The organism is Bacillus sp. N13C7 (assembly GCF_026790065.1).
GTDB lineage: Bacteria > Bacillota > Bacilli > Bacillales > Bacillaceae > Bacillus.
The window spans coordinates 35,191-61,358 of record NZ_JALAMO010000010.1 but is presented as its reverse complement, the minus strand read 5'-3'; the positions used below and the strand labels follow the sequence as shown (position 1 = coordinate 61,358).

Below are 26,168 nucleotides of genomic sequence, written 5' to 3'. Positions count from 1 at the left end.
TGTACAGTTTTTTTGATTAGAGCCTAAAGACGTTGATGCTGATCATATGTTTTGTCACTGGATGAAAATAGACTTCGGCCCGGACAGAGAAGTTGTCGCCATTCTGTCTGACCGTCACCCGAAAGACATCCTTCGTCTGCTGATCATTTACCTCGGTGCGCCCCATATAAGCGTAATCAGAAAATGAAGCACCCTTATATTCTTCCTGAATTTTGCTCCAGGCAAGCTTTTCCCACTTTTGGACGGATTCGTTTGAGTCCGCTGAATGCCCTTTTGCAGCCATTGACACAATGATCAATCCGCAAAAAAGAAACGCAATGGTATACGGCAGAGATTTCATGTTTTCAGTCTCCTGTACCCAGATTATATTCACTCATAGGTTTTCCAAAAGAGATTGCTTCATTCAGGCATTTTGATTTTATGTCTCCCTCATATTGCTATCCCCGTACTGCCGCAGACGCCAAGTTTTGCCCCGTCACTAACATAGGATGCAGCATAAACTAAACACGAACTTCTCACACAAGAAAGGAGAAGCGATTCATGGATTATGCCGATTACGATAAAGCGCTGTATTACACTCATCGTTCCCAATGGGATAATTTATTGATTTTAATGGTGCGTACAGAGGATGATTTGTTATCAAAACGAATCGAACATTTTCTGCATGCATATCATTTTGAACAGGATTACGCCGTTCTTGAAAAGATGCTGTATTCCCTTCTCCGTTATATTGATCATGCCACAGAACTGACTTATGAAGATCAATTAGCCCTGCTCACATAAACAAATCCCGGCGTTCAGACGCCGGGATTTCCTGATTTTACGAACATGGTGAGCTCATCGACAAGCTCCTTCAAGCCAACCTTTATATTTTCTGTCAGTGCAGCATGTTCAGCATCAATATGCACCGGGTCAAGCACCAGCTGCTTCGGGATGACATTGGCGTAGACACCCCGCATGACCGTTCTCATATTGTTCAGCGCGTTGATGCCGCCTTTTCCGCCTCCCGCCACTGCCAATAATGCAACGGGCTTATATTTGAATTGTTCACTGCTTAGAAAATCAAGTGCATTTTTTAATGCGCCGCTCATGCCGCTGTGATATTCAGGAGATAATAAGATAATCGCATCTGCTTTAGTAACGCGCTGCTTGAGCTCCTGTACATGCGACAGTTTTGATTGCTCCGCTTCCCCATTAAACATCGGCAGTACAAATTCGCTTAGATCGATCAAGTCTGTTTGATACAGTGCGGAAATATAGGATGCAGCAATTCTTGTTCTGCCTTGTTTTCTGGGTGTGCCACTTATGACTAACATATTCATGTCGTGATCTCTCCATTCAGGTTATATTTTACTGCGAAAAGCGCTGCTTGCGTGCGGTCGGCCACTGCAAGCTTTGCTAAAAGATTCGACACATGGGTTTTCACTGTTTTTTCTGAAATAAACAAGGCTGCCGCGATTTCTTTGTTGCTTTTCCCGTTCGCAATTTCGTTCAGAACGTCCTTTTCCCTTCGTGTTAATTGATAATATTTTTCTTTTTCCGGATCGTGCTGATTTTTCATATGTGTCAGTACATGGGGCATAATAGCTGAAGAAAGCCTGTATTCGCCTTCATATACTTGCCTTAATGTTTTCACCAGTTCCTCTGGCTCCGTATCTTTTAATTGATACGCCTTTGCTCCTGCCTGAAGCGCCGGAATAACGTGCTCCTGATCGGAGTAGCTCGTCAGGACAATGATATGGATCCCGGGAAATTGCCGTACCGCTTTTTTTATAGCTTGAATGCCATCCATCTCGGGCATAGACAAATCCATCAGCACAAGATCAGGCTTTGTCTCTTCGATGACACGGAGCGCTTCTGTACCGGTTGCTGCCTCTCCGGCAACTTCAATATCATCCTGGGTGGCAAAGAAAAAACGAAGCCCCTTTCTGACAACATGGTGATCATCCGCAATGACAATTTTCATTGCACTGTCCCTCCTTTCTTGCTGGTTAGCGGCAGACTGACGGACAGCTTTGTCCCCGCACCAAGCTCTGACTCAATCAAAAACACCGCACCGGCTTTTTCTGCCCGTTCTTTCATCCCTTTGATGCCAAGTGAAGGCAGCCCCGCATGCGCTTCATAGCGAAAGCCTGCTCCATGATCGACTATATCCAGCTCCACATGGCTCGAAGATGCAGTCAGGCTGACATACGCCGTATCGGTTCCTGCATGCTTTTTGCAGTTGTTTAAAGCCTCCTGCCCGACCCGCCACAGCATATGCTCCTGCTCATCAGTGAGAACAAGACAGCCTTTTTGCGTAAAAATGACATTCAATCCGATGAGCGCGCCATAGCTCTTAATGGCTTCAGACAGCCCTTTTTCCAAACCTCCGGGGCGAAGCTGCCAGATTAACGCCTTCATTTCTGCAAGCGCGTCCTGTGATAAGTTTTGAATGAAATCAATCATTTGCTGCAAATTCTCATCCTTCGTTAGTGTCTTTGCCGCTTTAGCTGTTAAACTGACGGAAAACAGCATTTGGTTGACAGAATCGTGAAGCTCCTGTGCGAGGCGGTTGCGCTCCATTAAAAGAGCATTTTTTTGTTTATATTCAGAAAGCGTCATGCGCTGGATTGCCGTTCCGATCTGAAAGGCGACAGACTCAAGTAAATGCAGCTCTCCCTCATCAAACATGGTTTTACCGGCTGCCGCTACATTTAACAATCCGAACCTCCTGTCCCCATCTTCTAAAGGCACAGTTGCATGATGCGTAATCCCCTCTGTGTCAAAACAGCGCAGTTCCTTGGCTGATTCTATGCGTTTGCAGTTCATAATATTAGCCGCCCTTCTCAGCCCTCCATTATTGAATTTCGTGAGGCAGTAGCACTCCCCTTCGCACATCAGCACTTTTTCCTTGCGGCTTAAAGCCGGGGGCAGATAAGCGTCGGCGGCTAACGTATAGGAGCCATCTTCTTCTATCAGAAAAATCCATCCGGATTGAAGGTTCGTCAGACTCAGCAATTCTTTTAAAACCTCATCCAGTGTCGCTTTGACATCGTGGCCTTGATTTAAGGTTTCCGCAATCGTTTTCAGCGTTTTTAATTTTTCCATCCTCGTTTTGCTCACGTTTCTCACTCCGGCATTGATCATGTTATCTAAGATTATACCAGTTTTTTGTATTTCATTACTTCGTTTGAGGGATGATTTTCTTTCAGACTTTTGGAGGAGAAAAAGAAAAAAGCTGGATCATTTACAATGATCCAGCTTATGCCTGAATTATTTTGCTGTTGCCTCTACTATTTCGTCTACCGTCTTCATTACATCGTCAGAAAGCGCGGCAAGACGCTTTTCGCTGTCTTCTAAAGAGGTGCCTTTTACGGCGAAATAGAATTTGACCTTCGGCTCAGTTCCGGAAGGACGGAGGCAGAACCATGACCCGTCTTCCAGGAAGTATTTCAGAACATTTGATTTTGGCAAGTCAATGGTTTCTTCTTTATTTTCTGTCAGAAGCGTCCGTTTGCTTACAGCGTAATCTTCTGCTGTTACAACTTGTTTGCCGGCCATTTTTTGCGGCGGATTTTGTCTGAAGGATGCTAAAATCGCTTCAATCTGTTCTGCTCCCTGTTTTCCTTTCAGCGTTAGGGATTTCAGCCCCTCACGATAAAAACCGTACTCATTAAAGAGACTGATGAGCGCTTCATACAATGACATTCCTTGTTTTTTATAGAACGCGCAAACCTCTACTGCCAATAGCGCTGCCTGAATGGCGTCCTTGTCGCGGGCAAAGTCCCCGATTAAATAACCGTAGCTCTCTTCATAACCGAATTGGAAGGTGTACTGGCCTGATGCCTCGTATTCCTTAATCTTTTCGCCGATAAATTTAAAGCCTGTCAGTGTATCAATCGTGTCAAGACCGAACGAAGAAGCGACAGCACGCCCAATTTCACTTGTAACGATTGTTTTGAGCACAACGCCATTGTCAGGCAGGCTGCCTTGCTTTTTCTTTTCTGAAAGCAGGTAATGAAGCAGCAGCGCACCGGTTTGGTTTCCCGTCAGCACTGTATATTTGCCTTGATCATCTTTCACCGCAATACCGAGGCGGTCAGCGTCAGGGTCTGTTGCGATGAGAATATCAGCGTTCTGCTCCTCCCCTAGCTTAATGGCATATTCAAAAGCCGCATGCTCTTCCGGGTTTGGAGAGCTAACCGTAGAGAAGTTTGAATCAGGCAGCTCCTGTTCTTTTACAACGGTTACATTTTTGTAGCCGAGTGCATCAAGACCGCGTCTGACCGGCTTATTCGCAGTTCCGTGCAGCGGTGTGAAAACAACGCTAACATCTACTTCTCCGGATAACTCAGGATGAACGGAAATGGACGCCAATTTTTCTGTATAGACCTTATCAATATCTTCACCGATGATTTTGATCAAGCCTTTTTCTTTTAAAGCATTTTCATCGTCTACTGTGATTGTCAGCTCATTTTCAATCGCGTTTACCTGTTCAATGACGATATCCGCTTCCTTAGGAGGCAGCTGGCCGCCATCATCTCCGTATACTTTGTAGCCGTTATATTCAGGCGGGTTATGGCTTGCTGTCACCACTATTCCCCCATAGGCGTTCAGCTGTCTGACAGCGAATGACAGCTCCGGCGTCGGGCGAAGCTCATCAAATACGTATGTTTGGATGCCTTGTGTAGCAAGTGTTTTCGCCGCTTCGATCGCGAACTCCGGTGATTTATGGCGGGAATCATAAGCAATGACAACGCCCCGTTTTTTCGCTTCCTCCCCTTGCTGCGAGATGTATGCCGCAAACCCGGCTGATGCTTTGCGCACCGTGTAGATATTCATCCGATTCGTCCCGGCGCCGATTTCTCCGCGCATCCCGCCGGTACCGAATTCAAGGTTTTTATAGAAGCAGTCCTCGAGAGCCTGTTCGTTTCCCTCTAATTCAGTGAGGCGCTCTTTCAGTTCCGGATCTAAATGGTCTGTCTGTTTCCAGCGTTCATAGCTCTTTCTCCAAGTCATATTCGTCCTCCTATGTATCAGCTTATGCCATTATTTTATATGAAGCGGGTGCCTCTGTCACTTGTTAACCTGAAACCCGGCACTTTCGGCACGTAAAAAGAAATAACGGGCTGACAGACAGCCCGTTATGATTTATTGTTCGAGCGGCACAACCGCATCGTGTAAAAGCTTGTTAAGGTTTTCTGTATGTTTGTTTTTCGCCTGCTCATCCCATTGGAATCGCTCGCTCATATAATCAATAACGGCATCTTTATATGTTCTTACCCAATTGATATCAAAAAATAAACGTCCCGTTCTGCGGACAAAGAAGTCAGCAGGTGTTGCAGTCATCTCTTCTTCAATACTGTATTCTGCTTCAGCAAGAATATGAACCGGAATATTGCGTTTCTCTGCCTCTTCCTTCAGCGCTTCCACTCGATTAAATACCCGCTCAACGTTAGAGCCGTATCTGATCGCCAGCTGTTTGGCATCTTTTTCTGATAAACCGGCCGCGACTCCCTCTTTTGTTTTCGCTGTAACGAAAGACATAAGGTTTTTAGAACCGCCGACGTGTCCACCTGAGATTGGCATATTTTTCGTTTTACAAGGTCCGAAATCCTTTTCGCCTTCTTCTTTTAAGCGGTCGCGCACAAGATCGACGATGTGCTCCGCCATTTTTCTGTATCCGGTCAGTTTTCCGCCGGCAATGGTGATTAATCCTGAGTCCGATGTCCAAATCTCGTCCTTCCGTGAAATTTCAGAAGGGTCTTTGCCTTCTTCATGTATCAGCGGACGCAGCCCAGCCCAGCTTGATTCGATGTCATTCGCTGTGATATTCAGTTCAGGGAACATGTAATTAATTGAATTGATGACGTAATCACGATCCTCTGTTGTCATTCGCGGATGCTCCAGCGCCTCTTTATAAACCGTGTCTGTTGTTCCCACGTATGTTTTGCCTTCGCGAGGAATTGCAAATACCATACGGCCGTCAGGTGTATCGAAATATACCGCCTGTTTCAGCGGGAAGACTGACTGGTCAAACACAAGGTGAACGCCTTTTGTATGCTGCAAATGCTTGCCGTTCTTCGAATGGTCTTTTTCTCTGAGCTGATCGACCCAAGGGCCTGTCGCGTTGACGATTTTTTTCGCGTACACTTTGTATTCTTTCTTCGTTAATACATCTTCAATTAACACACCGACTGCTTTGCCTTTTTCGTAAAGGAGCTCCTTCACTTTGGAATAATTCACAGGCTCTGCCCCGAATTTGACCGCTTCCTTCATCACTTCGATTGTCAGTCTCGCATCGTCAGTGCGGTATTCCACATAATACCCGCCGCCTTTTAAGCCGTCTTTTTTGACTAATGGCTCTTTTTGCAGCGTTTCTTTTGCTGAAAGCATGCTTCTTCGTTCTGATTTTTTCACACCTGCTAAGAAGTCATACACTCTTAACCCGATAGAGGTTGTGAATGTGCCGAATGTGCCGCCTTTATGAAACGGAAGCAGCATCCATTCCGGTGTGGTGACGTGCGGACCGTTTTCATAAACAATCGCTCGTTCTTTCCCTACCTCAGCCACCATTTTCACTTCAAATTGTTTTAAATAGCGCAAGCCGCCATGAACCAGCTTCGTTGACCGGCTTGATGTTCCCGCCGCAAAATCCTGCATTTCGCTGAGCGCGACCTTCATTCCCCTTGATGCCGCGTCAAGAGCTGTTCCCGCTCCTGTAATTCCTCCGCCGATAATAAATAGGTCATATGTTTTTTTCGTCATGTCTGTCAGCATGCGATCTCTTTCAAGACTTGAAAATTGATGTTTCATTATTACGTTTCCTCCTTGTTGTCACGGTAAATAGAAAAAGAGACCACAACAGCCAAAGTGCGTGCTTACACTTTGGTGCTGTGGTCTCTCCTCATCTCAGGACCGTTCTTATTAACTTGTAACCATTATATCATAGTATGATTTTATTTAAAAGCCATAGCTGCTTTCACGGCTTTTTGCCAGCCTTTATACAGCTCATTTCGTTTTTCTTCTTCTAATTCAGGTTCAAACCGTTTATCCAGCTTCCACTGGTTCGCGATTTCAGAACGGTCCTTCCAGAATCCCACAGCAATACCTGCCAAATAAGCCGCGCCAAGTGCAGTTGTCTCATTAATTTCCGGCCGTTCCACAGGAACATTCAGCAGATCTCCCTGGAACTGCATCAGGAAATTATTTTTCACGGCACCCCCGTCTACACGAAGCGTTTTTAATTGGATATTTGAATCAGCTTCCATTGCATCAAGCACATCTTTTGTCTGGTAAGCCAATGACTCCAGTGTCGCGCGGATAAAATGTTCTTTTGTTGTGCCTCTTGTCAGGCCGAAAACCGAACCGCGCACGTCACTGTCCCAGTATGGCGTTCCCAAGCCGACAAATGCAGGAACAACATATACGCCGTCAGTTGAATCCACTTTCTCTGCGTAAGATTCGCTTAGCGAAGAATCCTGGAACATTCTCAATCCATCTCTGAGCCATTGGATGGCAGAGCCTGCGACAAAAATACTACCTTCTAAAGCATATTCAACTTTTCCATCAATGCCCCATGCAATTGTCGTCAAAAGGCCGTGTTCGGACTTAATTGCTTTTTCCCCGGTATTCATCAGCATGAAACATCCTGTGCCGTACGTGTTTTTTCCCATGCCTTCTTCAAAGCACGCCTGGCCAAACAGTGCGGACTGCTGGTCGCCTGCCGCTCCTGCAATCGGGATATTTTTTCCGAAGAAGTGATAATCAACAGTTTCTGCATACACATGGGAAGACGGCTTCACCTCGGGCAGCATGGATTTCGGTACATCTAAAATGTCGAGAAGCTCATCATCCCATTTTAGATCGTGAATATTAAACATCAGCGTTCTGGAAGCGTTGGAATAATCCGTCACATGCGCTTTTCCGCCTGACATTTTCCAAATGAGCCATGTATCAATCGTTCCAAACAACAGCTCTCCTTTTTCCGCCTTTTCTCTCGCGCCTTCCACATTGTCTAAAATCCACTTCACCTTCGTGCCAGAGAAATAAGGATCGATTAAAAGTCCCGTTTTTTCTCTGAATACATCATTATATCCTTTCTCACGAAGCTCCTCACAAATGCCGGACGTCTGTCTGGACTGCCAAACGATTGCATGATAGACAGGGTTTCCTGTATCCTTATCCCACACTACCGTTGTCTCGCGCTGGTTTGTGATACCGATGCCTGCAATTTGAGAAGCACTGATCCCTGATTCAGAAATGACTGATGCAATAACAGCGAGGACAGAGCCCCAAATTTCATTAGCATTATGCTCAACCCAGCCTGGGTGCGGGAAGTATTGTGTAAATTCCTTTTGAGCAGAGTGAACGATTTTGCCTTCTTTATTAAACAGAATCGCTCTTGAGCTAGTCGTTCCCTGATCTAAGGATAAAATGTACGTTTCCATAAGATGTCTCCCCTTTGATTAAATATATTTTGAATTTGATAATGTTTTAGCTGAATGTGATTTCGTATAAACATAGAGTCCTAACAATACCACAACCAATATAACGCTTACAATCCAGAAACTGCTTGTGATGTGCCCTTTAAATGCAGCGTTGTAAAATACGCCGCCGAATGATCCGCCTAAAATCGGGCCTACTACCGGAACCCATGCGTATTTCCAATTTGATGAGCCTTTCCCCGGAATCGGAAGAAAAGCGTGGGCAATCCGCGGGCCTAAGTCACGGGCCGGATTAATCGCATAGCCGGTGGTGCCTCCAAGAGAGATACCGATCGCCACAATGAGGAAACCGACGATTAAAGGATTAAGACCTTCTGTAAATTGATTTGCCCCAATAGCCAGGATTCCAAGCACAAGGACAAAAGTCCCGATCACTTCACTTAAAACGTTTGCAAATGTATGCGGAATGCTGGGGCCTGTTGAGAAAACACCCAGCTTGGTAGCGGGATCATCCGTTGACTTCCAATGCGGAAGGTAATGCAAATAGATAATCACCGCACCGATGATCGCACCGATCATTTGTGCTGCAATATAAACGGGAACCTCTTTCCACGGAAAATCTCCAACAAAAGCAAGCGCTATCGTTAGCGCCGGATTCAAGTGTGCTCCGCTTATGCCGCCAACTGCATAAGCCGCCATGGCAACACCCAATCCCCACCCAAATACAACAACAATCCAGCCAGACTGGAATGAAAGCGATTTCTTTAAATTGACACCTGCACAAACCCCTGCTCCAAAAATGATCAGCAGCATCGTACCGATGACTTCTCCCCAAAATGCTGTCATAGCACATTCCTCCTAGAGTCACGATTAAGAAGTATGATAGAGAAGAAAAAAACCACAACAAACCGCTTTACGGGTGCATAGACATTTACCGTAAAGAGCTGCTGTGGTCTCCGAGTTCTCCATCACAATGTATTAACCTAGTGCAATTGTATCAGTGGATGAAAGCGGTGTCAATCACTTTCTGTCAAAAAGTTTTCATATTTCTTCCATAATTTGGTGTTTGACGTTGTGACAGCAACAGCCCCCGCTTTCAACGCCTGTTCTACATCCTTTTCCGTACGGATGAAACCGCCAGCAAAGATAGGAATTCCCGTTTTCTCTTTTATTTCTTGAATGAGTGACGGAACGATGCCGGGCAGCACTTCAATAAAGTCAGGCTTATGCTTGCCGACAAACTCCATGCTTTTCTCCATCGCACTTGTATCCAGCAGAAACAGACGCTGAATCGCATAAATTTTCTTCTGCTTCGCTTTGGCAATCACGTTCGATCTTGTTGAAATAATCCCAGCGGGCTTGATGTCCTGGCAAATAAACTCTGCTCCGTATTCATCATGCTTGATCCCTTGGATGAGATCGACGTGCACCATCATGTTCTTTCCGTGCTTTTTTGCCTCTCGGATTACGCCCTTCAGCTGGCCGAGATGAATATCCAGAATAACACCGTAGGAAAATGAACTGTTCAAAAACTCATCAAATTGCTTCATATTTCGAATAGCCGGTAAAATAGGCTGATTGTGAAAACTCATCATGTGCTCCTTTAATCAATCACTTTTATATTAAATCGTCTGAAAGCTATCTTTCACCGTTTTCACGATAAAGGAAAGGTCCTCTTCTGTCAGGCAAAACGGCGGCGCTAGCTGAATAACGTTGTTGTAGCCGGCAACTGTATCGCCGTTTTTGCCGATGATCAGCCCTTTTTCTTTACAAGCCGCAACCACCTGGTTTACTTTTTCGGCATCAGCCGGCTCTTTTGTCAATTTATCTTTGACGAGCTCGATTCCGATCAGCAGTCCTTTTCCTCTAACATCCCCGACTGCCGGGTGTTTTCTCAAGGACTGAAGCTCACCCAAAAGCTTTGCTCCAAGGTCGCGGGATCGCTGAATCAGCTGTTCGTCCTCCATAATTTGCAGGTTTTTTAACGCCAATGCACAGGCAGCCGGGCTTCCGCCGAACGTGTTCACATGGCGGAAACGGTCATAAGGCGCTTCCCCTTGGTACGCTTCGAAAATGTCCCGTTTTACAGCAGTTGCTGACAAAGGCAGATACGCGCTGGTGATTCCCTTCGCCATCGTAATGATATCAGGCTTCACGCCGTAATGCATAAATCCGAATGGCTCGCCTGTCCGTCCAAATCCGCAGATGACTTCATCGCAAATCAAAAGAGCTCCGTGGCGGCGGCAAATGTCTTCCACCTTCTTCATATATCCCTCAGGCGGCATTAAGATGCCTCCGCCTGTTATGATAGGCTCCATGATGACCCCGGCAATTGTTTCGCTTAATTCCCATGTCATGATGCGGTCAATTTCGTTTGCGCTTTCAAGCGTGTCAGCATCCTCAGGATTCCGATATACATCTGGCGGGGCTGCATGCAGAAATCCCTGGCTTAAAGGCTCATATTTATACTTCCGCTGCGCTTGCCCTGTTGCTGAGAGCGCTCCCAATGTGTTTCCGTGGTATGCACGATATCTTGAGATGAATTTGTAACGGCTGTGGTCGCCGTTTTGAAGATGGTACTGGCGGGCGATCTTAAAAGCCGTTTCGTTAGCTTCCGATCCGCTGTTGGAAAAAAAGATGACATAATCACCGCCAAGCCATTCATTCAGCTTTTCCGCCAGTTGAATTGCCGGTGCATGACTTTGCGTTAACGGGTAATAAGGCAGCTCCTTTAATTGCTCATAGGCAGCCTCCGCAAGCTCCTTTCTGCCGTAGCCGATATTGACGCACCACAAACCGGACATGGCATCCAAATAGCGGCGTCCGTCTATGTCGGTCACCCAGGCCCCTTCAGCCTTTTGGGCAATCAGGCTGTCCGCTTGATGCGCTCCCTTCATGGCATGCCACACAAATTGCTCATCTTTTTGCTTTAATCCCTGATTTTGCTGAATGTTTTCCATCCCCATCATCTCCATTTCATTAACGTTCACTAAAGCGCCAATCCAGTTTAACCAGACCTTCTCTTATGTGATGTCTTAGTGATGATTTCCCTGCCTTCAATATAAAGCCAGACGGGGTTGGAGTCAATAAACCCCCAAAATAATAAAACATCCCCTCCATTAAGAAGATGCAGCATCCAAAGCAAAACAGGCAAGGTGACAATACTCAGCATCGTGCTGATAAAGGTCGAAACAACTTGGACAGCCATTGCAATAGCAGTTGAAGCCTAGCCGTTTTCTGTATGATATAGGAAATGGCGAAAATACAGAAACTCCATAAGCACCTCCACTATACAATTTACTTTTTTTAAAAGAAAGCACCTAAACAATTCCGCTTTTGTTTAAAAAAACCCGCCAATTCAGGCGGGTTTTTTGGGAATTATTTTTTATATTGAATATGATAAATATCACGCCGTCTGTCTTTGAGCTGGCGCACTGTGCCGTTTTGGCGCTGTCTTCTGAGAATTTCCAGGTCAACATCGCCGATGACGACCATTTCGATATTCGGATTTGTTTCACCGACAATGCCGTCTCTGGCAAATTCAAAATCAGATGGTGCGAAGATGCCTGATTGAGCGTATTGTATATCCATATTTTCCGTTTGCGGAAGGTTTCCAACCGTTCCGGAGATAACCGTATAAATTTGATTTTCAACCGCTCGGGCTTGCGAACAGTATCTGACACGCAGATAGCCTTGGCGGTCTTCTGTACAAAACGGCGTAAAAATAATTTTTGCACCCTTATCCGCCGCAATCCGGGCAAGCTCAGGAAATTCAATGTCATAACAGATCTGAATCGCGATTTTTCCGCAGTCCGTATCAAACACGCGAACCTGGTCTCCAGCGCTGATTCCCCACCATTTGCGTTCATTCGGCGTAATATGGAGCTTATATTGCTTCTCGATCGTTCCGTCCCGTCTGAACAGGTAAGCGATATTATAGATCTTGCCTTCCTCTTCGACAAAATGAGATCCGCCGATAATGTTGACATTATACTTCACAGCCAAATCAGTAAACAGGCTGATGTAATCTTCTGTATACTCGGTAATTCTCTGTACCGCCAAGCTCGGTGACCGTTCCTCAAGGAAGGACATCAGCTGGGTTGTGAAAATTTCCGGGAACACCGCAAAATCAGATCTCGCGTCAGAAGCGACATCGACATAGTATTCTACTTGGTTCGCAAATTCCTCAAAGGAATAAATTTTCTTCATTTCGTATTGAATCACACAAATTCTAACAGGGAACGCCGATTTATAATAGCGTTTTGTCTGCTGAGGAAGATAATCGACATTGTTCCATTCCATCAGCGTCGCATATTTGATCGAAGCTGTATCGTCCGGGAGATAATTCGGATTAATCCGCATAAGCGTAAAGCCATTCATCAGCTGAAAAGATAGGACCGGATCGTAAATTTGGTGGCGAGTCACCTGTTCAACATACTCTCTCGCCGTCATTTCTTCTGCATATTTGTGATAGTTCGGAATTCTTCCGCCTATGATGATGCTTTTCAGATTTAAGCGCCGGGCCAAGTCCTTTCTCGCCTCGTACAAACGGTGGCCAATCTTCATTCGTCTGTATTTCGGATGCACCATGACCTCAATTCCGTACATGTTCAAGCCGTCGGGGTTATGGTTGGTGATATAGCCGTCATCTGTAATGTCCTGCCACGTATGGCGGTCATCATACTCATCAAAATTAATCAGGAGACTTGAGCACGAACCGATAATTTCACCTTCGAATTCAGCACAAAACTGCCCTTCAGGAAAATGTTCCAAATGGCTGATTAAATGCTCCCGCTTCCAAGGCTCCATTCCCGGAAAGCAGTCCTTTTGAAGATCGATAATCTTGTCAATGTCTTTCTCTTCGATATTGCGAATGACCATTTTCTTTTCAAAACGGGTCAAATCTAATTTCTCAGACAATCTACTCGCTCCTTTCTAGTGTTGTTTGTTCAGCTGATCAAGCAATAGGGCGAGCTCCATCTCCGCCATTGATTCCAGCCTGTGATCATAATCTTCAAACATCAAGGTGCTTGTTACTTTATTCGGGACGATGACACACTTCATTCCCGCTCTTTTCGCAGCAATCGAACCGTTGACAGAATCCTCAAACGCGAGACATTCAGACGGCGATACGCCGAGATTCTTTGCTGCCAATAAATATAGTTCTGGATTTGGCTTTACCTCTTCCACATCATCCGCCGTTTGAATGACCTCAAAATCATCAAACAGGCCGATTTGCTTCAAATGGCCCGATACCCATTTATAATCAGAGCTGGAGGCGAGGCCTACTTTTAAGCCTAAATCCTTTGCCGCGTTCAGATACGCCTCGACACCCGGTCTTGCTTTTTCTGTTTCGATGCGTTTCGCAAACCGTTCTCTTCGCAATGTTGTCAGCTCTTCATGATTCAGCTTTTTGCCGATCTGCTCTTCTAAATATTCAAACGGCTTAAATCCCGCGGCTGTTCCAATGACCTTTCCCCAGACGGATAGCGGCAGGACTGAGCCGTGTTCCTCAAATATTTCCTGAAGGACTTCATATTCGTGTGTTTCTGTATCGAGAATAAGCCCGTCAAAATCAAAAATTAACGCTTTAATCACTGCGTACAACTCCTTTAGTCCGAATTGAGACATATGTATAACTATACCCCTAAACGTGCCTGCTTTCAAAAAGTAAGGGGTTATGTGAAGAAAGAGCCTGCACGCAGCAAGCTCTTTCTTATTAATGAATGTTTTGATGAGAAATGTTTGTCAGTGCTTCTCCAGCAGACTCGTTCGACATCTGATTGACTGCCAGGTCTCCAAGCGCAACGATCCCGACTAGATTGTTTTGATCTACAATAGGAAGGCGGCGGATTTGGTGCTGGGCCATCAGCTGCGACGCGTCTTCCAGACTCATATTAGGATTTCCTGATACGAGGTCTGTTGACATCACTTCTGAAACGGGTGTCTGGCCATCTCGGCCCTGAGCTGTAGTTCTTAATGCAATGTCACGGTCAGTCAGCATTCCTTTTAAAGCACCTTGCTCTACAACGGGAATCACCCCGACGTTATGCTGTTTCATGAGAGAAGCCGCTTCCTGAATCGTTTGATTCGGTGAAACGGTTGCCACCTGCGTTGTCATTGTATCTTTTACTGAACTCATTGTCAGCACCCCTTTCAAACATTAGTATGTTCAGACACGTGCCGATTAAAAAGGGAGTTAGAGGAAAGGTTTTATGATATGATTTCCCTGATGCATAAAAGAGCTTTTCTGAAAATGGAAAAGCTCTTGCAGCCGGATTATATCAGCCTTCTGTGACCGAAAAAGGCTTTGTTGGATTTCAATTGAAAGTCAGAAAAAGCAAACGGAAAATAAATTCCGAAATCATTCAGCATCTTGCTGTTTTTCTCAAAAATCGCCTGATCACTCACATCAAAGTGCGGCGAAGGCTTTGTCAGGATAATATGTATCATTTGCAGACAAGCCATAATTTGAAACGCTTCTTTTAAAGTTCCTTGGTAATAATGGTTATTTAAAGACAGAACGCCTTTCTTTTTAAAGCGCTGAATATCCAGTTCGGAGAAATAAAGAGGAAATACATCATGGAAAAGCTCCATTGACAGCTCCTTGATAAAGCTCTCCTGTTCTGCAGTTGCTGCGTTCACAATTCTCACGTCAATCACCTTTCTTGCCATCGAATATCCTAAGTCTTAATCAAGAATAGCACAGAAAAAAACTCGAAAGCTAAGGTAAGTGTTTCCTATGAGAAACAACGGACTTTCGCTTCGAAAAGGAGCCATTTGACATGAAACAAAAAGGCAGAGGGCTTGAGTTCCTCATCAATGACAAACAGGATGGACAATGGCTGTTTTCTGTATTGAAAACAGCACTCAAAGCCTCTAAACCCGTGATCCAAGCTTGGGTAACCAACCATCAGATAAAGGTCAATCACGAATCCGTCATTACCAACGTCATTCTAAAAAAGGGAGACCGCGTCTTCATTGATCTTCAGGAAATTGAAGAATCTTCCGTCATTCCGGAGTATGGAGAGCTTGATATTTTATTTGAGGACAGTCACATGCTCATCGTCAATAAACCCGCTGGCATAGCGACACATCCGAATGAGGATGGGCAAACCGGCACACTGGCTAATTTGATTGCCTACCATTATCAGGTGAATGGCGAAGCATGCAAGGTGCGCCACGTCCATCGACTTGATCAGGATACATCTGGCGCAGTCGTTTTTGCCAAGCATCGTTTGGCACACGCCATCTTAGACCAGCAGTTAGAAAAAAAGACGCTGAAGCGTACATATACGGCCATTGCTGAAGGAAAGCTTAAAATGAAAAAAGGAACAATTGATTCACCGATCGGCAGAGACCGATCACACCCGACAAGACGCCGGGTTTCACCAGGCGGGCAAACAGCCGTCACTCATTTCAAGGTGATTGCCAGCAATACGAAAGAGCGGCTGTCGCTCGTTGAATTAGAGCTAGAAACAGGCAGAACGCACCAAATTCGTGTCCATATGGCGAGCATCGGCCATCCGCTAACAGGAGACTCACTTTACGGAGGGGGAAGCAAGCTGCTAAACAGGCAGGCGCTGCACGCAAAAAAAGTACAAGCGGTTCACCCGATAACAGGCGAGCTCATTGTTGCTGAAGCTCCTTTCCCAGCTGATTTAGAAAGCCTTTGCCACGCATATTTCTCATAAAGACAAGCCGCAGGCACTGCCTGCGGCTTTTTTAAGTCACTCGTTCTCCGTATATAATATAGCGCTTCGGAGCATTGCCCACATATGAAAACGGATAGCAGGTCGTCAGTATGAGTTCTTCCTTCTCATGCTGAAGCGTAATGATGGAAGTGTCATCTTTATCAACAATCTTTGTTTTTACAATTTCATATGTGAAATCTCCATATGACAGCAGAATACGAAGCCGGTCCCCCTTTTCCAGCTCTCCCGTCCGGCGAAACACGGTATCCCGATGTCCCGACAGCACAATTTGTCCGTTTTCATCAGGATAATAGCTGTCCTTGTAATGTCCGACCCCTTTTTCTAAATCATCTGCATCTGTGCCCTCCACGATCGGAAGCTCTGCGTTGATTTTCGGTATTTCCAAAATGCCGCTGGCTTGGCCTGTCTCAGGCTGAAATGATGCTTTCTTTGCTTGATCTGCGCTTTTTTTCGCAGCCGAAGCTTCCTGGGGCTTTTCAGCCGCCAGTTTTGCTTCTTTTAATGTTTGTTCAGTCTTCATATTCGTATCGATCAATTTGTAGCCCCCAAAGCCTGTGATTAAAAGCCCGGCTGCAATGATGACGAGTGGAATAACCTTTTTCACGTTCTGGAGGCGCTCCTTTTTCTTCTGACATATAGATAAGTACCGGACAGCGTCACCGCCGCACCGATCACCATAATGTTATAGTAGCCCGCTGATGTATCTGGAAGCTGATGATCAGACCCGTTTTCTGCAGTCTCGTTTTGTAAAGGCAATGTGCTGATCTTGCCGGAAATGTCAGCATTTTTTTCATCACTCGGTAATTCGCCTAATTTCAAAATGTCTGAAGGCGTCAGCTGATGAACCGGCACAGTACCCGGAGTCTCTTTTATATCAGTCTGGTCTTCCCCGGGCTCTGGATCCTCTTTAACCGGCTGCTCCGTCGCCGGATCATCTCCAGGCTCTTCTGTTACTGGGTCTTCATTGTCACCGGCTTTTGCCAGCTGAATTCTTCCCTCTTTTGTATAAGCAATTGGCTCATCAAAGCTTTTCACGTACTCAACGGTCGCGTCCAAATCCTCAGGGCCTGTCACCGGATTTTTCCCAAGCAGTCCGATTGGCTGATATTTGGTTCCTGTCGCCGTCGCCATAAAATTGTTGACGGTCAGTGTATATGTGGCATCGGGCTCAATCTCGGTGCCATCTGCCATTCTCAGCTCGACAGCTTTTCCGGTTTCTTTATCCCAAGTATACGTAAAACCGCTTATGCTGTAATCAGGCCCAAAAACCGGCGAGATTTGCGCATTGATAATCTCTCGTAAGTCTTTTCCTTTAATCTCAAGCTTCGTTAACACATTTCCGAACGGCTGGATATTGTAAAGATCTCCCCACGTAATGGGGCCTTTCTTCAGCGCTTCCCGTATTCCGCCTCCATTCATAAGGGCAAAATCAGTTTTCATGGCCGCTCGCATGCCATCCGCAATCAGGTTTCCAAGAGGTGTATCGCCGTCATTCGAGTACCCGCCTTCCATATCAACAGCCGCTTCGCCGACAACCTCGCTGATAATCGGTTCAGCAAGCGTTTGGTATTTCTTTAATATGGCTGCCGCGCCGGGATCTGGTTCTATTTTGCTTTGATCGACATATTCGATTTCTGCTGACTTTTTAACGATGTCTTTAGTTGTTTTATCGATCTCTACATCAACAACACCTATCGCTTTTCCATATTCAAATGCCTGAACAATCAGTTTTCCATTCACTTCACCGTTAACAACCTTATGATTGTGCGCTGCAAAAATCACATCAATTTCAGAATCTGTTTTATTGGCAAGATCTGCAGATTCACCGGTAATTGCGGTGCCATTTTGTTCGGCTGACATATGTGCGAGAACTGCGATGGCTTTCACGCCTTTTTTCTTTAGCTCTTCGGCCGCCTCATTTACTGCTGTCACCTCATCTGTAAACTCGATGTTTTTTATTCCGCCAGGCATGACCATGCCAGCTGCCGACTGGGTGACAACCCCGATAAAAGCAACGGGTATGCCCTCCACGTTTATGATGTCATATGCCGGCAAAAAAGGCTCTCCGGTCGATTTCATTTTACAATTGGCGCATACAAGGGGAAAGTTCTGTCCATGATATCCGCTTGTGCCTTTCGGGTGATCTCCGCCATTTAGGATCCTCAGCAGTTCATCCGTACCTTCATCGAACTCGTGGTTGCCGACAGTTCCGACATCAAATCCGATATCCTCCATGAGTTCTACAGTCGGTTCATCTTGAAGAAGGGATGAAACTGGAGAGCTGCCTCCGATCATATCTCCCGCATGCACAATCAGTGTGTTTTTCTTTTCGGCCTTTTTTTCTTTCAAGTAAGCGGCCGCATAGTCCATCCGCCCAAAGATGCCATCTGCAGTACCGTCTCCATCAAGATCAAGCTCATACTGCTGATCGATCTTGCCATGCAGATCATTCATGCTAAGAATTCGAAGCGGCACATGTTGTTGAGGGGCCGTTTGCCTCTTATGATATCCTGCGTCCTCCGCTTCACTTGATGAGGCGAAGAAAATTCTGTTTTCCACAGCTACCTGTTTCCATTCTGCCGGCTGCACGTATGTTTTATTTGATGAGTCTCCCACATATCTTGTCAGGCCTTTCCCCTGCTCTCTGGCTCTAAATTCAAACGGCATTTCCATGAGGGGATCTTCTTCATTCCAAATTCCTTTTTGATCTTTTTTCGCAGTCGCTACAGCAGACTGAAACTGCTGATAATCCTTTTCATTGTCAACTGGCCAAATAAAGTACGTCGGAGCATAGCCATTTTTCACAAGCTCTAAGTTCACGTTTAAACCCGACTCGGTTATGACCTGTCCGAGAAGTCTGCCATAGCTGTCCTTTGCTTCCCTTCCGACCTTAACCGTAATTTTATCTCCTGGGGACAGAACCGTATTTAAATAATCAGATGCTTTTTTGCCAAATCTTAATTGATTTTCGTCTGCTTCATTTTTTGGTGTGTGGTATGTTTCAGGTGTATCTACATTTACAAACCGGATTTTTGTCGTTCCAAGAACCGGAGATTTGAGATGAATGGTATCTCCGTCAACAACCCGATCAACAACACCTTTATACTCACCCTCCGCAGATGGAGGAGCTGGCTGTTCTTCAAGAGGCTTCATATCAGACGATTTTCGCGGAAGCAGCTGAAAGGACTGGTATCTGCTCAACACACCGGTAAATTCATACCATTTTCCCTTATCAAGTTCGTCTATTATCCCTGTTTCATTCATAATCCGGAGAGTCATCGCATGATGGTCTTCATCAATTATCGTAACATTGTAACCGCCGCCGGCAGGCGAATTTGGGATTGAAGAAACAAACGCTTTTAGTGTTACAAGGCAGCCTTCATACTGATCACCTAGACTGCTGTTAACCAGTTCATTGATTGTTGAATGTTTAGGAGCGGGGAGAGGTTGATTTGACTGGTTGATCTTGATGCCTGATGAGTTTGGAACGATCTCTGTCAGCCCTTGGTATGTTGTGATTTTCCCTGTCACCGTGACATCCATACCTTCTTTTAATTCGGGAAATTGTTCAGGGGCAGGCGAATAAATGTTAATGCCTCCGGTTTCGTCCTGCATAAAGGTTGACAGCTTCCCGCCTCCGACCGCACTTTGGTCAGCAGTAACCATCCCTTTTATTGTGACTTCCTCATTCAGCCGCCCCCGCGCTTCATTTATCGTCACTGGCTTTTCAGCCGGCGGAGTTTGCGTGCCATCTGTTAACACCATTGACTGAACGTTCTTAAGTCCAGTGGTGTTAAAGTAATCTTCGAGTTTTCCTTGAACCGTGATCTTTTTTCCAAGAAGAAGCGGATTGGTTTGCAGCCCGAATTGGCTTCTGAAGGCGGAGGGGACTTGCACAGGGAGAATATGATCGGGCGAACTCTCGTTTTTGCTGTCTGCCAGCGCAACATTATAATTATTTGAAAAAGGGCTTGTCAGCTTATAATGCTGCGGGGAAACAGCCTGGCCGACAGCATACCCTTCGACAAGCGCCTGTCCTTCTTTTTGCTGTATCGCCTTATCAACCGATATCGGCTTTTGCGGTTCAGCTGCCTTTACAGCTTCGCACGTGTACATCGCATTCAAGAACATCAATACCGTGATCAGCACAATATGCAGAATACGCCTCATCATTTTTCCTCCTAATATAAACGACTTTGTCTGCTAATCATTTCGACAGACAGCATATAATTCCTTTCAGTCTTCTGCATAAAACGCGGCAGACTGACACAAAATACAGATGATCTGAAAAAAAAGGAGGAATTCGGTTTGGATCAGTTAAATCAGCAGCAATCTCAAATGAACAAAGGCATCCCTGGCAAACCGCATAAAAACCACGGCGGACATGAAATGTTTGATATGCACGAGGTACTTTCCGGAACACTTACTGTGCTTGATCAGTTTATGATGCTGAGACAATTTTGTAAGGATCAGGAATTATTAAACATCCTTGATCGTCAATATCAATTCATTACGTCTCAATATAACTTAACTGCTGAATGCTTCAAAACAGGAAGCGAACCTTCTCAAAAAACAGCAACTTATATGATGAAGGAAGACAACCAGACTGTTTACGGCATGCAGCCGGCACAGCCTAAAAAACCTGTTCAATCCATGAATGATATTGATGACAGCATCATCAGCAGACAAATGCTTTGCGCGATTAAAGCACAGGCTTCCATGCTGACAATGGCCTCTCTGGAAATGACAAACCCAGCCGTAAGACGTGTACTGTCTGCGCAAATTCAGCAGTATGTTGAAATGGCTTTTGAAATTTTCCTATACCAAAACAAACACGGCTATTACCAAGTTCCTCAGCTAGATGCGCAGGATATGGAACAATTGAGAAATTCATTTGCTCCGGCACAAGGGCAAATGGCTCCAACTCAAGGCGGTATGGGACAGCAACAGCAAGGACTTCATTAATAACAAAGGCATTGGATAAATCCTATCCAATGCCTCACTGTTTTCTTCATATGTTTTCTTAAAATCCTTTTCAAATTGATTAAGGCTTTCCTTTGTTGCCGATTTAAATCCTTTTTTAAAGTCCCCTTTTTTTGCCGTTTCCTTTATCATTTCTGAAATAATGCCTTTCCCGTATTTGTCAGTCAGCTCATTGATCATATAAAAGCTTTGCATATAGACGTCAGTGTCATATTGAGCTCGTGCTTTCTGCCAATCTTGATCTGTCTGCAAACGGTCAAAGGGCACGACAGAAAACGTGATCGGATCTATAAGCAATTCATAGTTCGCGATCCACTCACTTAACCCTTCATGAAACCATAACGGAAACTCATCGGGATCTGCTTCCAGCTCCTTTAATTTCTGGTGAAACGCATGGTGTGTGTATTCATGAATCAACAACCTCTGGTACAAATAAACCGCTACTTCGTCGCCTTCTAAAAGTTTCTTTTTCTCTTCAGGCAATAATCCAATCAGCTGCTCCCTTTCAGAATAAAAACCGACGACATCCAGTAAACCGGAGTACGCCTCCATCTGTTTTTCATTAGGAAAAAAAATAATATCAATAGGCTTCTGATTCGAATATCCAATCATAATCTGGTTAATACTGACCGCATATTCAAGCGTTTCTTTCGTCAATGGCAGTAAGGACTTTTCCTTAGAAGTGTAATAAATATCGGCCTGTTTGATTGACTCTTTCTCCATGTGCTTCGTCACTTGTTCTTTTGTTATACCAGATGCCTGCCCTGGCAAAGACAGGATATACATCGTGCTTGATACGATGGCCGAACTAACAGCCAGCATCACAAGGACTCCGCACAGGAATAGAGCGGATGCCGCACGCTTTCCTATGCCATCCCGCAAACGTCTCCCTCCCTGAGCCGGTCCGTCTTGTACCTTTTATTTTTACTTTATGCAGCCTGAGTTCGCGGTGTGCCATTAACGCAAAGAAAAAAGCCGCACAAATTATGCGGCTTTTTTCATTTATTCAGCTTGCGGGAATACACGCTGTACAGTTTCACTGAACTCATCAAAGAATCCAGCAATCGGATCGCCATTTTGTATCCGCTCGCCATATCCCTGCATTCGGTCTACAAAGTCCGGATTCGCAGACACATAAACATTATCCATGTTTTTATCAGTGTTTCTCACTTTATCAGAAATTTTCTTTTTGAGGTCTTTTCCAACTTCTTTATTTCCATTTGTTAATACAACTGCAACATATGCTTGATTTCCGGCAACAATTACATTTGCATGTTTTACTTCTTTCATTTCAGTGATTTTGTCGGCAGCATCGTCAGCAACTTCTAGTTTACGGTTATCATTCCCGTTGTTGTTGTTGCCGTTATTGTTATTATTGACATTGTCAGTTACATTATTATCGACATTGTCACGATTATTATTGGCATCGTTAATATTTCTTGTGCCATTATCGTTCACCGGATTGCGGTAATTAACATTTTCTGGTTCTAAATTATCACGTCTGCCCTCACCCTGGTTGGCCATTCCGCAGCCAGTCATAAGCAAAGGGATAAGAAGCATGGACGCAAGGACTTGTTTTTTTCCAAGCATGTGAATTCCTCCTTTATCACTTTACTTATAGGTTTTTCTAAATGGTTTTAATTATGCATGTAATTCTGAAGGAAATGCTTTCCCGGGAAATAAAGCGATTAATTTGTCTAATTAGAGGGGAAAATATCAATACACTTATAAAGGAGGGATCACGTTGTTCAATCAGCGAAAAGGAATCAGTCCGACAGCCCTAGTTATTGGTTCAACTATGCTTATTGCTGCTTTATCACCACAGATCCGCCAAAGAATCAGCGGTTTTATTACAGGTCAAATGAACAAACAGAATTCTAAAAATAACATGTTTGATGCTTCTAATGTAGGAAATATGGTCAAACAAGCACTTGGCGGCGGTAATCATCAGGAACGTTCGCAAAATCAAAGCCAACAGCAAAATGGCCGTCAGCATCAGCATGCCGGTCAGCAGCAAACCCAGCATCAGCATACACAGACTCAAACTAGACAGACCGAGACAGCGAAAAAAAGACAGCCGCATTATGCTGAACCCATTCATTTTGAACAAAGCGCAATGAATGTGATGGACGACAACACGATGATGGAAATGCTGGAGGACTTAGAACCGGGACGTTAAAAAAGACGTAGGGATTGCATAATTGGATAATAATATTGGTTTTTCTTTTAGATGTTTTTCGCTTTTACTGGTTTTCATCAAAAAAATCCTTCCTTCGTTCAACAAAGAATGCTTGAGGGATTTTTTTTATTTATGCTGCCTTCCCAATATAATCCCACTTCTATTTTTATTTTGTTTCTTTGTTCAACGCCCAACATATAATATTCACTGAAGTGTTTGAAATCCTGTTTTTGAACAAAAGTTAAACATCTATCTTGAAGATTATTATTTTGAGATAAAACTGCACTAAAAGTCGCTTTCCATTACTAAGGAAAGCGACTTTTTAGATTGATTTTCCCCTTCTCATCAAGCTTCTTACTTTGAATTCCTTTGACTAATTTTGAAAATGTTGTTGACTATTCAGTTGAACTGTATTACGTTATTATTAAGTTGAACTATACAGTTGAACTGAAGAGAGGGTGAAGACATGAAACATAAATTATTACCGTTGTCTGAAACCATGCATTATATTTTATTAGCTTTGCGTGAGCCGCTCCATGGCTATGCCGTAATGCAGAAGATAGAAAAGATAAGTAACGGTACTGTTATTTTAGCAGCTGGTACATTATACGGTGCGATTGAAAACTTGAATAAGCATGGTTGGATTGAACCTGTTGGAGAATCAGGCCGGAGAAAAGTTTATATGATCACTGAAGAAGGAAGCGCCATTTTGAAAATGGAACAAAACAGGTTATTGCATATTTTATCCCTGTACGAAGGAAGTGAATCAAATGAAGAAATGTAGGATGTTTTTTGATATTGAAAAAGAGGAGCAATGGCTGAACGAGCAATTACAGAAAGGCTATCGTTGTACAAATATTAGTGGATTAGGAATATACACTTTCGAAAAAACCGACAAGAGATATGTGATCCGACTGGATTATCAAGATATTTTACCAAAGAAAAAGTTTAAAGATTACAAAGGGATATATGAAGACTTCGGTTGGATTTATATAAATGGCCCCTGGCTTAGTGGAATTCGATATTGGCAAAAAGAAGATGATGGTCAAAATGAAATCTTCTCGGATCGCCAATCAAAGAGTAATTATTATAAAAGATTGATGAATTATTCTTCTGGGTTAGGTTTCATGTGTTTGTTTTTTTCTTATATGATCTATAAGGATTCAGGTTTATATTTAACTGAAGGTCTTTGGAGTATGAAAGGTGCATGGTTTTGGAAAGCATTTTTATTTGAAACTCCATTCGCTCTTTTGAGGTCGCTTCCCGCCCTAATGGTTGTTTTATTTGCCATCAGTTTCTATAAAGTGTATCGAAAGTATTCAATGTTAATAGAAAAATAATGCAATTATAGCGTAAGCGCGTTAATCGCTTCCCCACTTGTAAATTTATCCAAAAAGAAAACCACCTTCAACTTTTAGACTGTGTCTACAAGTTGGGGTGCACTTCATTTTTGGCTCTTTTGTTAAAAATCATCCACTCTTTTTCTTACTTTTTTACTTAGCTTAAAGCCGAACCTATTTACATACTCTTTATTTTTCGCCATGATTTGATAAGCCTCCATTATCGGCAAGGTACGAATTAAAATGTAGACACCAATAGCTATCTAAACAACACAAGCTGGATAAAGCCTGAGACGATGTGTTTTCTTTCCAGAAAAAAAGGAATTCCCCCTGCTACAATGGAACAAACACCAGTGACCAAGACAGCAGTATACCGTCTTTTCATATCTTTATATTTTATCGCCAGCTCTTTATGGTGATGTTGGTCAAAAACCAGAGCTTCTTTCTTCAGTACCTTGTATTTATCTTCAGCTGCAATCAATCCAGTCACAATTGCCCCACTGCCAAGTACAGCGATAATCATGATAAGAAGTGTATAGATGGCTAGTACTTGTTTAAAAACCAAATAAGGGACAGTGGATAAAATAAGCAGGCTCAGCCCGAAAGAAACATATTTGGAAACTTTGCGTTCTTGCAATAAAAAGCCGTCTGCCATTTCTCTGCTTACATAATATCCTTCTTTATTGTCACGATGCGGCTCAACAGAATCTTTTAACAAATAATCAATTGATACTTCAAATTTTATGCCTGTCCAGAAAATATTTTTCGAATTAAAAGGAGTAAATGTTTTCAAAAATAAACATATAATCCCTCTTCGTTCTTTAGCATAGATAAACAGTTCATTTCTTTCCACTTTTTATCCTTCCTCCTTCATGTAACGGACATGAAAGAAGCATTAAAAGACGAAACATCAAATGACCATCTCCGAGATTGCTGAGATATTATCCCTTAAAATTGACAGTACCAAAAAATCGCAATTTCCTTTGCCGTTGGGAAGTTGGAATAAAGCATAGTATCAACTCCCCCTATTACAAAGCGGTTTTTGGCATAAAAACGACAAGCTGAAACATTAATATCTTGTGTTTCTAACATAAGACCGCTAAAGTTATTCTCCTTTGCCCACTCAATAGCTTTATTTAATAATGCTGTTCCAACACCTTTCTTTCTATAATTTTCGGCAACAGCAATGTCCTCTATTAGTGCATATCCATTCCAATTAGAACGAATCTTAATCCGACCGATGCAGTTGTTTTCATCATATTGTAAAAAAACAATTTTTCCCTCTTCTTCAATATAACTAACATCAATTTCATCATCTTCATATTTCTTGACATAAGGTTCAGAAAATAATCCCTCTGTATATTTCCAAATATTGTTTTTAAACGCAGGTATAATTCTGCCTGAAACAACGAAAGGTTCATTTGGTTTATTGAAATCTTTCATATTAGATTGATTCATCTTAATTATCATATCAATCTCCTTCCCAACGACATTATATTTAAAGCAGCTTGTATGAAGCATA

Annotated in this window: 25 protein-coding genes and 1 pseudogene; 6 read left to right on the top strand and 20 right to left on the bottom strand. The window is 43.8% G+C overall.

Annotated features, from left to right (window positions below; genetic code table 11):
- Nucleotides 1–16: 16 nt before the first annotated feature.
- Nucleotides 17–340, bottom strand: a complete 324-nt coding sequence (locus MOB98_RS13145) for a YqzG/YhdC family protein (RefSeq protein WP_268359234.1) — start codon at nucleotides 338–340, stop codon at nucleotides 17–19.
- Between the two features lie 200 nt (nucleotides 341–540).
- Between MOB98_RS13145 and MOB98_RS13140 the strand changes: the two genes are divergently transcribed.
- Nucleotides 541–783: a YhdB family protein gene (locus MOB98_RS13140; RefSeq protein WP_003224139.1), complete on the top strand. Its 243-nt coding sequence runs from the start codon at nucleotides 541–543 to the stop codon at nucleotides 781–783.
- Between the two features lie 14 nt (nucleotides 784–797).
- On the opposite strand, the gene MOB98_RS13135 is transcribed toward MOB98_RS13140, so the two are convergent.
- From MOB98_RS13135 to MOB98_RS13075, 13 genes are all read right to left on the bottom strand, one after another.
- Nucleotides 798–1,322: an NADPH-dependent FMN reductase gene (locus MOB98_RS13135; protein WP_268359236.1), complete on the bottom strand. Its 525-nt coding sequence runs from the start codon at nucleotides 1,320–1,322 to the stop codon at nucleotides 798–800.
- A complete protein-coding gene (locus MOB98_RS13130; protein ID WP_268359237.1) occupies nucleotides 1,319–1,966 on the bottom strand; it encodes a response regulator transcription factor in 648 nt (215 codons plus the stop codon). The genes MOB98_RS13135 and MOB98_RS13130 overlap by 4 nt, the downstream gene beginning before the upstream one ends.
- Nucleotides 1,963–3,105, bottom strand: coding sequence for a GAF domain-containing sensor histidine kinase (locus MOB98_RS13125; RefSeq protein WP_268359239.1), 1,143 nt, complete (start codon nucleotides 3,103–3,105; stop codon nucleotides 1,963–1,965). Before MOB98_RS13125 ends, MOB98_RS13130 begins: the two co-directional genes overlap by 4 nt.
- 150 nt (nucleotides 3,106–3,255) lie before the next feature.
- Complete coding sequence (gene pgcA, locus MOB98_RS13120; RefSeq protein WP_268359241.1) at nucleotides 3,256–5,001, bottom strand: phosphoglucomutase; 1,746 nt, start codon at nucleotides 4,999–5,001, stop codon at nucleotides 3,256–3,258.
- A 132-nt stretch (nucleotides 5,002–5,133) separates the two neighbouring features.
- Complete coding sequence (gene glpD, locus MOB98_RS13115; RefSeq protein WP_268359251.1) at nucleotides 5,134–6,801, bottom strand: glycerol-3-phosphate dehydrogenase; 1,668 nt, start codon at nucleotides 6,799–6,801, stop codon at nucleotides 5,134–5,136.
- Nucleotides 6,802–6,941: 140 nt separating this feature from the next.
- Nucleotides 6,942–8,432: a glycerol kinase GlpK gene (gene glpK, locus MOB98_RS13110; protein ID WP_268359242.1), complete on the bottom strand. Its 1,491-nt coding sequence runs from the start codon at nucleotides 8,430–8,432 to the stop codon at nucleotides 6,942–6,944.
- An 18-nt stretch (nucleotides 8,433–8,450) separates the two neighbouring features.
- On the bottom strand, nucleotides 8,451–9,275 hold the full coding sequence (gene glpF, locus MOB98_RS13105; protein ID WP_268359244.1) for a glycerol uptake facilitator protein GlpF: 825 nt from the start codon (nucleotides 9,273–9,275) through the stop codon (nucleotides 8,451–8,453).
- Between the two features lie 170 nt (nucleotides 9,276–9,445).
- Nucleotides 9,446–10,024, bottom strand: a complete 579-nt coding sequence (gene glpP, locus MOB98_RS13100; protein WP_268359246.1) for a glycerol uptake operon antiterminator GlpP — start codon at nucleotides 10,022–10,024, stop codon at nucleotides 9,446–9,448.
- A 27-nt stretch (nucleotides 10,025–10,051) separates the two neighbouring features.
- On the bottom strand, nucleotides 10,052–11,404 hold the full coding sequence (locus MOB98_RS13095; protein WP_268359252.1) for an aspartate aminotransferase family protein: 1,353 nt from the start codon (nucleotides 11,402–11,404) through the stop codon (nucleotides 10,052–10,054).
- 403 nt (nucleotides 11,405–11,807) lie between these two features.
- A complete protein-coding gene (locus tag MOB98_RS13090) occupies nucleotides 11,808–13,349 on the bottom strand; it encodes a bifunctional GNAT family N-acetyltransferase/carbon-nitrogen hydrolase family protein (protein ID WP_003245514.1) in 1,542 nt (513 codons plus the stop codon).
- A 15-nt stretch (nucleotides 13,350–13,364) separates the two neighbouring features.
- Entirely contained in the window at nucleotides 13,365–14,027 is a 663-nt protein-coding gene (locus MOB98_RS13085; RefSeq protein ID WP_268359248.1) for an HAD family hydrolase, read from the bottom strand.
- Between the two features lie 121 nt (nucleotides 14,028–14,148).
- A complete protein-coding gene (locus MOB98_RS13080) occupies nucleotides 14,149–14,571 on the bottom strand; it encodes a CBS domain-containing protein (RefSeq protein WP_003239592.1) in 423 nt (140 codons plus the stop codon).
- A 137-nt stretch (nucleotides 14,572–14,708) separates the two neighbouring features.
- Nucleotides 14,709–15,104, bottom strand: a complete 396-nt coding sequence (locus tag MOB98_RS13075; protein ID WP_268366703.1) for a YhcU family protein — start codon at nucleotides 15,102–15,104, stop codon at nucleotides 14,709–14,711.
- A 110-nt stretch (nucleotides 15,105–15,214) separates the two neighbouring features.
- Here MOB98_RS13075 and MOB98_RS13070 point away from each other — a divergent pair, with 110 nt between their 5' ends.
- Complete coding sequence (locus tag MOB98_RS13070) at nucleotides 15,215–16,123, top strand: RluA family pseudouridine synthase (protein ID WP_268362521.1); 909 nt, start codon at nucleotides 15,215–15,217, stop codon at nucleotides 16,121–16,123.
- A gap of 31 nt (nucleotides 16,124–16,154) precedes the next feature.
- Here the strand turns inward: MOB98_RS13070 and srtA are convergent, their stop codons facing one another.
- Together srtA and MOB98_RS13060 are read right to left on the bottom strand one after the other, a co-directional pair.
- Nucleotides 16,155–16,748, bottom strand: a complete 594-nt coding sequence (srtA, locus tag MOB98_RS13065) for a sortase SrtA (protein ID WP_268362520.1) — start codon at nucleotides 16,746–16,748, stop codon at nucleotides 16,155–16,157.
- Nucleotides 16,745–20,370 (bottom strand): annotated as a pseudogene (locus MOB98_RS13060) (5'-nucleotidase C-terminal domain-containing protein). The gene srtA and the pseudogene MOB98_RS13060 overlap by 4 nt, the downstream one beginning before the upstream one ends.
- An 82-nt stretch (nucleotides 20,371–20,452) precedes the next feature.
- Here MOB98_RS13060 and MOB98_RS13055 point away from each other — a divergent pair.
- The gene (locus tag MOB98_RS13055; RefSeq protein WP_268362519.1) at nucleotides 20,453–21,109 is read left to right on the top strand and encodes a spore coat protein; all 657 of its coding nucleotides are present in this window, start codon (nucleotides 20,453–20,455) and stop codon (nucleotides 21,107–21,109) included.
- On the opposite strand, the gene MOB98_RS13050 is transcribed toward MOB98_RS13055, so the two are convergent.
- Both MOB98_RS13050 and MOB98_RS13045 read right to left on the bottom strand, forming a co-directional pair.
- Nucleotides 21,035–22,009, bottom strand: a complete 975-nt coding sequence (locus MOB98_RS13050) for a hypothetical protein (protein ID WP_268362517.1) — start codon at nucleotides 22,007–22,009, stop codon at nucleotides 21,035–21,037. The two genes, MOB98_RS13055 and MOB98_RS13050, sit on opposite strands and share 75 nt — an antisense overlap.
- Before the next feature lie 120 nt (nucleotides 22,010–22,129).
- Nucleotides 22,130–22,717, bottom strand: a complete 588-nt coding sequence (locus MOB98_RS13045; protein ID WP_268362514.1) for a YhcN/YlaJ family sporulation lipoprotein — start codon at nucleotides 22,715–22,717, stop codon at nucleotides 22,130–22,132.
- Between the two features lie 208 nt (nucleotides 22,718–22,925).
- Between MOB98_RS13045 and MOB98_RS13040 the strand changes: the two genes are divergently transcribed.
- From MOB98_RS13040 to MOB98_RS13030, 3 genes are all read left to right on the top strand, one after another.
- A complete protein-coding gene (locus MOB98_RS13040; protein ID WP_268362522.1) occupies nucleotides 22,926–23,306 on the top strand; it encodes a hypothetical protein in 381 nt (126 codons plus the stop codon).
- A gap of 466 nt (nucleotides 23,307–23,772) precedes the next feature.
- Nucleotides 23,773–24,090: a PadR family transcriptional regulator gene (locus MOB98_RS13035; protein ID WP_268362512.1), complete on the top strand. Its 318-nt coding sequence runs from the start codon at nucleotides 23,773–23,775 to the stop codon at nucleotides 24,088–24,090.
- Nucleotides 24,077–24,646, top strand: a complete 570-nt coding sequence (locus MOB98_RS13030; RefSeq protein WP_268362509.1) for a DUF2812 domain-containing protein — start codon at nucleotides 24,077–24,079, stop codon at nucleotides 24,644–24,646. The genes MOB98_RS13035 and MOB98_RS13030 overlap by 14 nt, the downstream gene beginning before the upstream one ends.
- A 259-nt stretch (nucleotides 24,647–24,905) precedes the next feature.
- Here MOB98_RS13030 and MOB98_RS13025 read toward each other — a convergent pair whose 3' ends face one another.
- Both MOB98_RS13025 and satA read right to left on the bottom strand, forming a co-directional pair.
- The gene (locus MOB98_RS13025; protein WP_268366701.1) at nucleotides 24,906–25,499 is read right to left on the bottom strand and encodes a transcriptional regulator; all 594 of its coding nucleotides are present in this window, start codon (nucleotides 25,497–25,499) and stop codon (nucleotides 24,906–24,908) included.
- A 95-nt stretch (nucleotides 25,500–25,594) separates the two neighbouring features.
- The gene (gene satA, locus MOB98_RS13020; protein WP_268362506.1) at nucleotides 25,595–26,116 is read right to left on the bottom strand and encodes a streptothricin N-acetyltransferase SatA; all 522 of its coding nucleotides are present in this window, start codon (nucleotides 26,114–26,116) and stop codon (nucleotides 25,595–25,597) included.
- Between the last annotated feature and the right edge of the window lie 52 nt (nucleotides 26,117–26,168).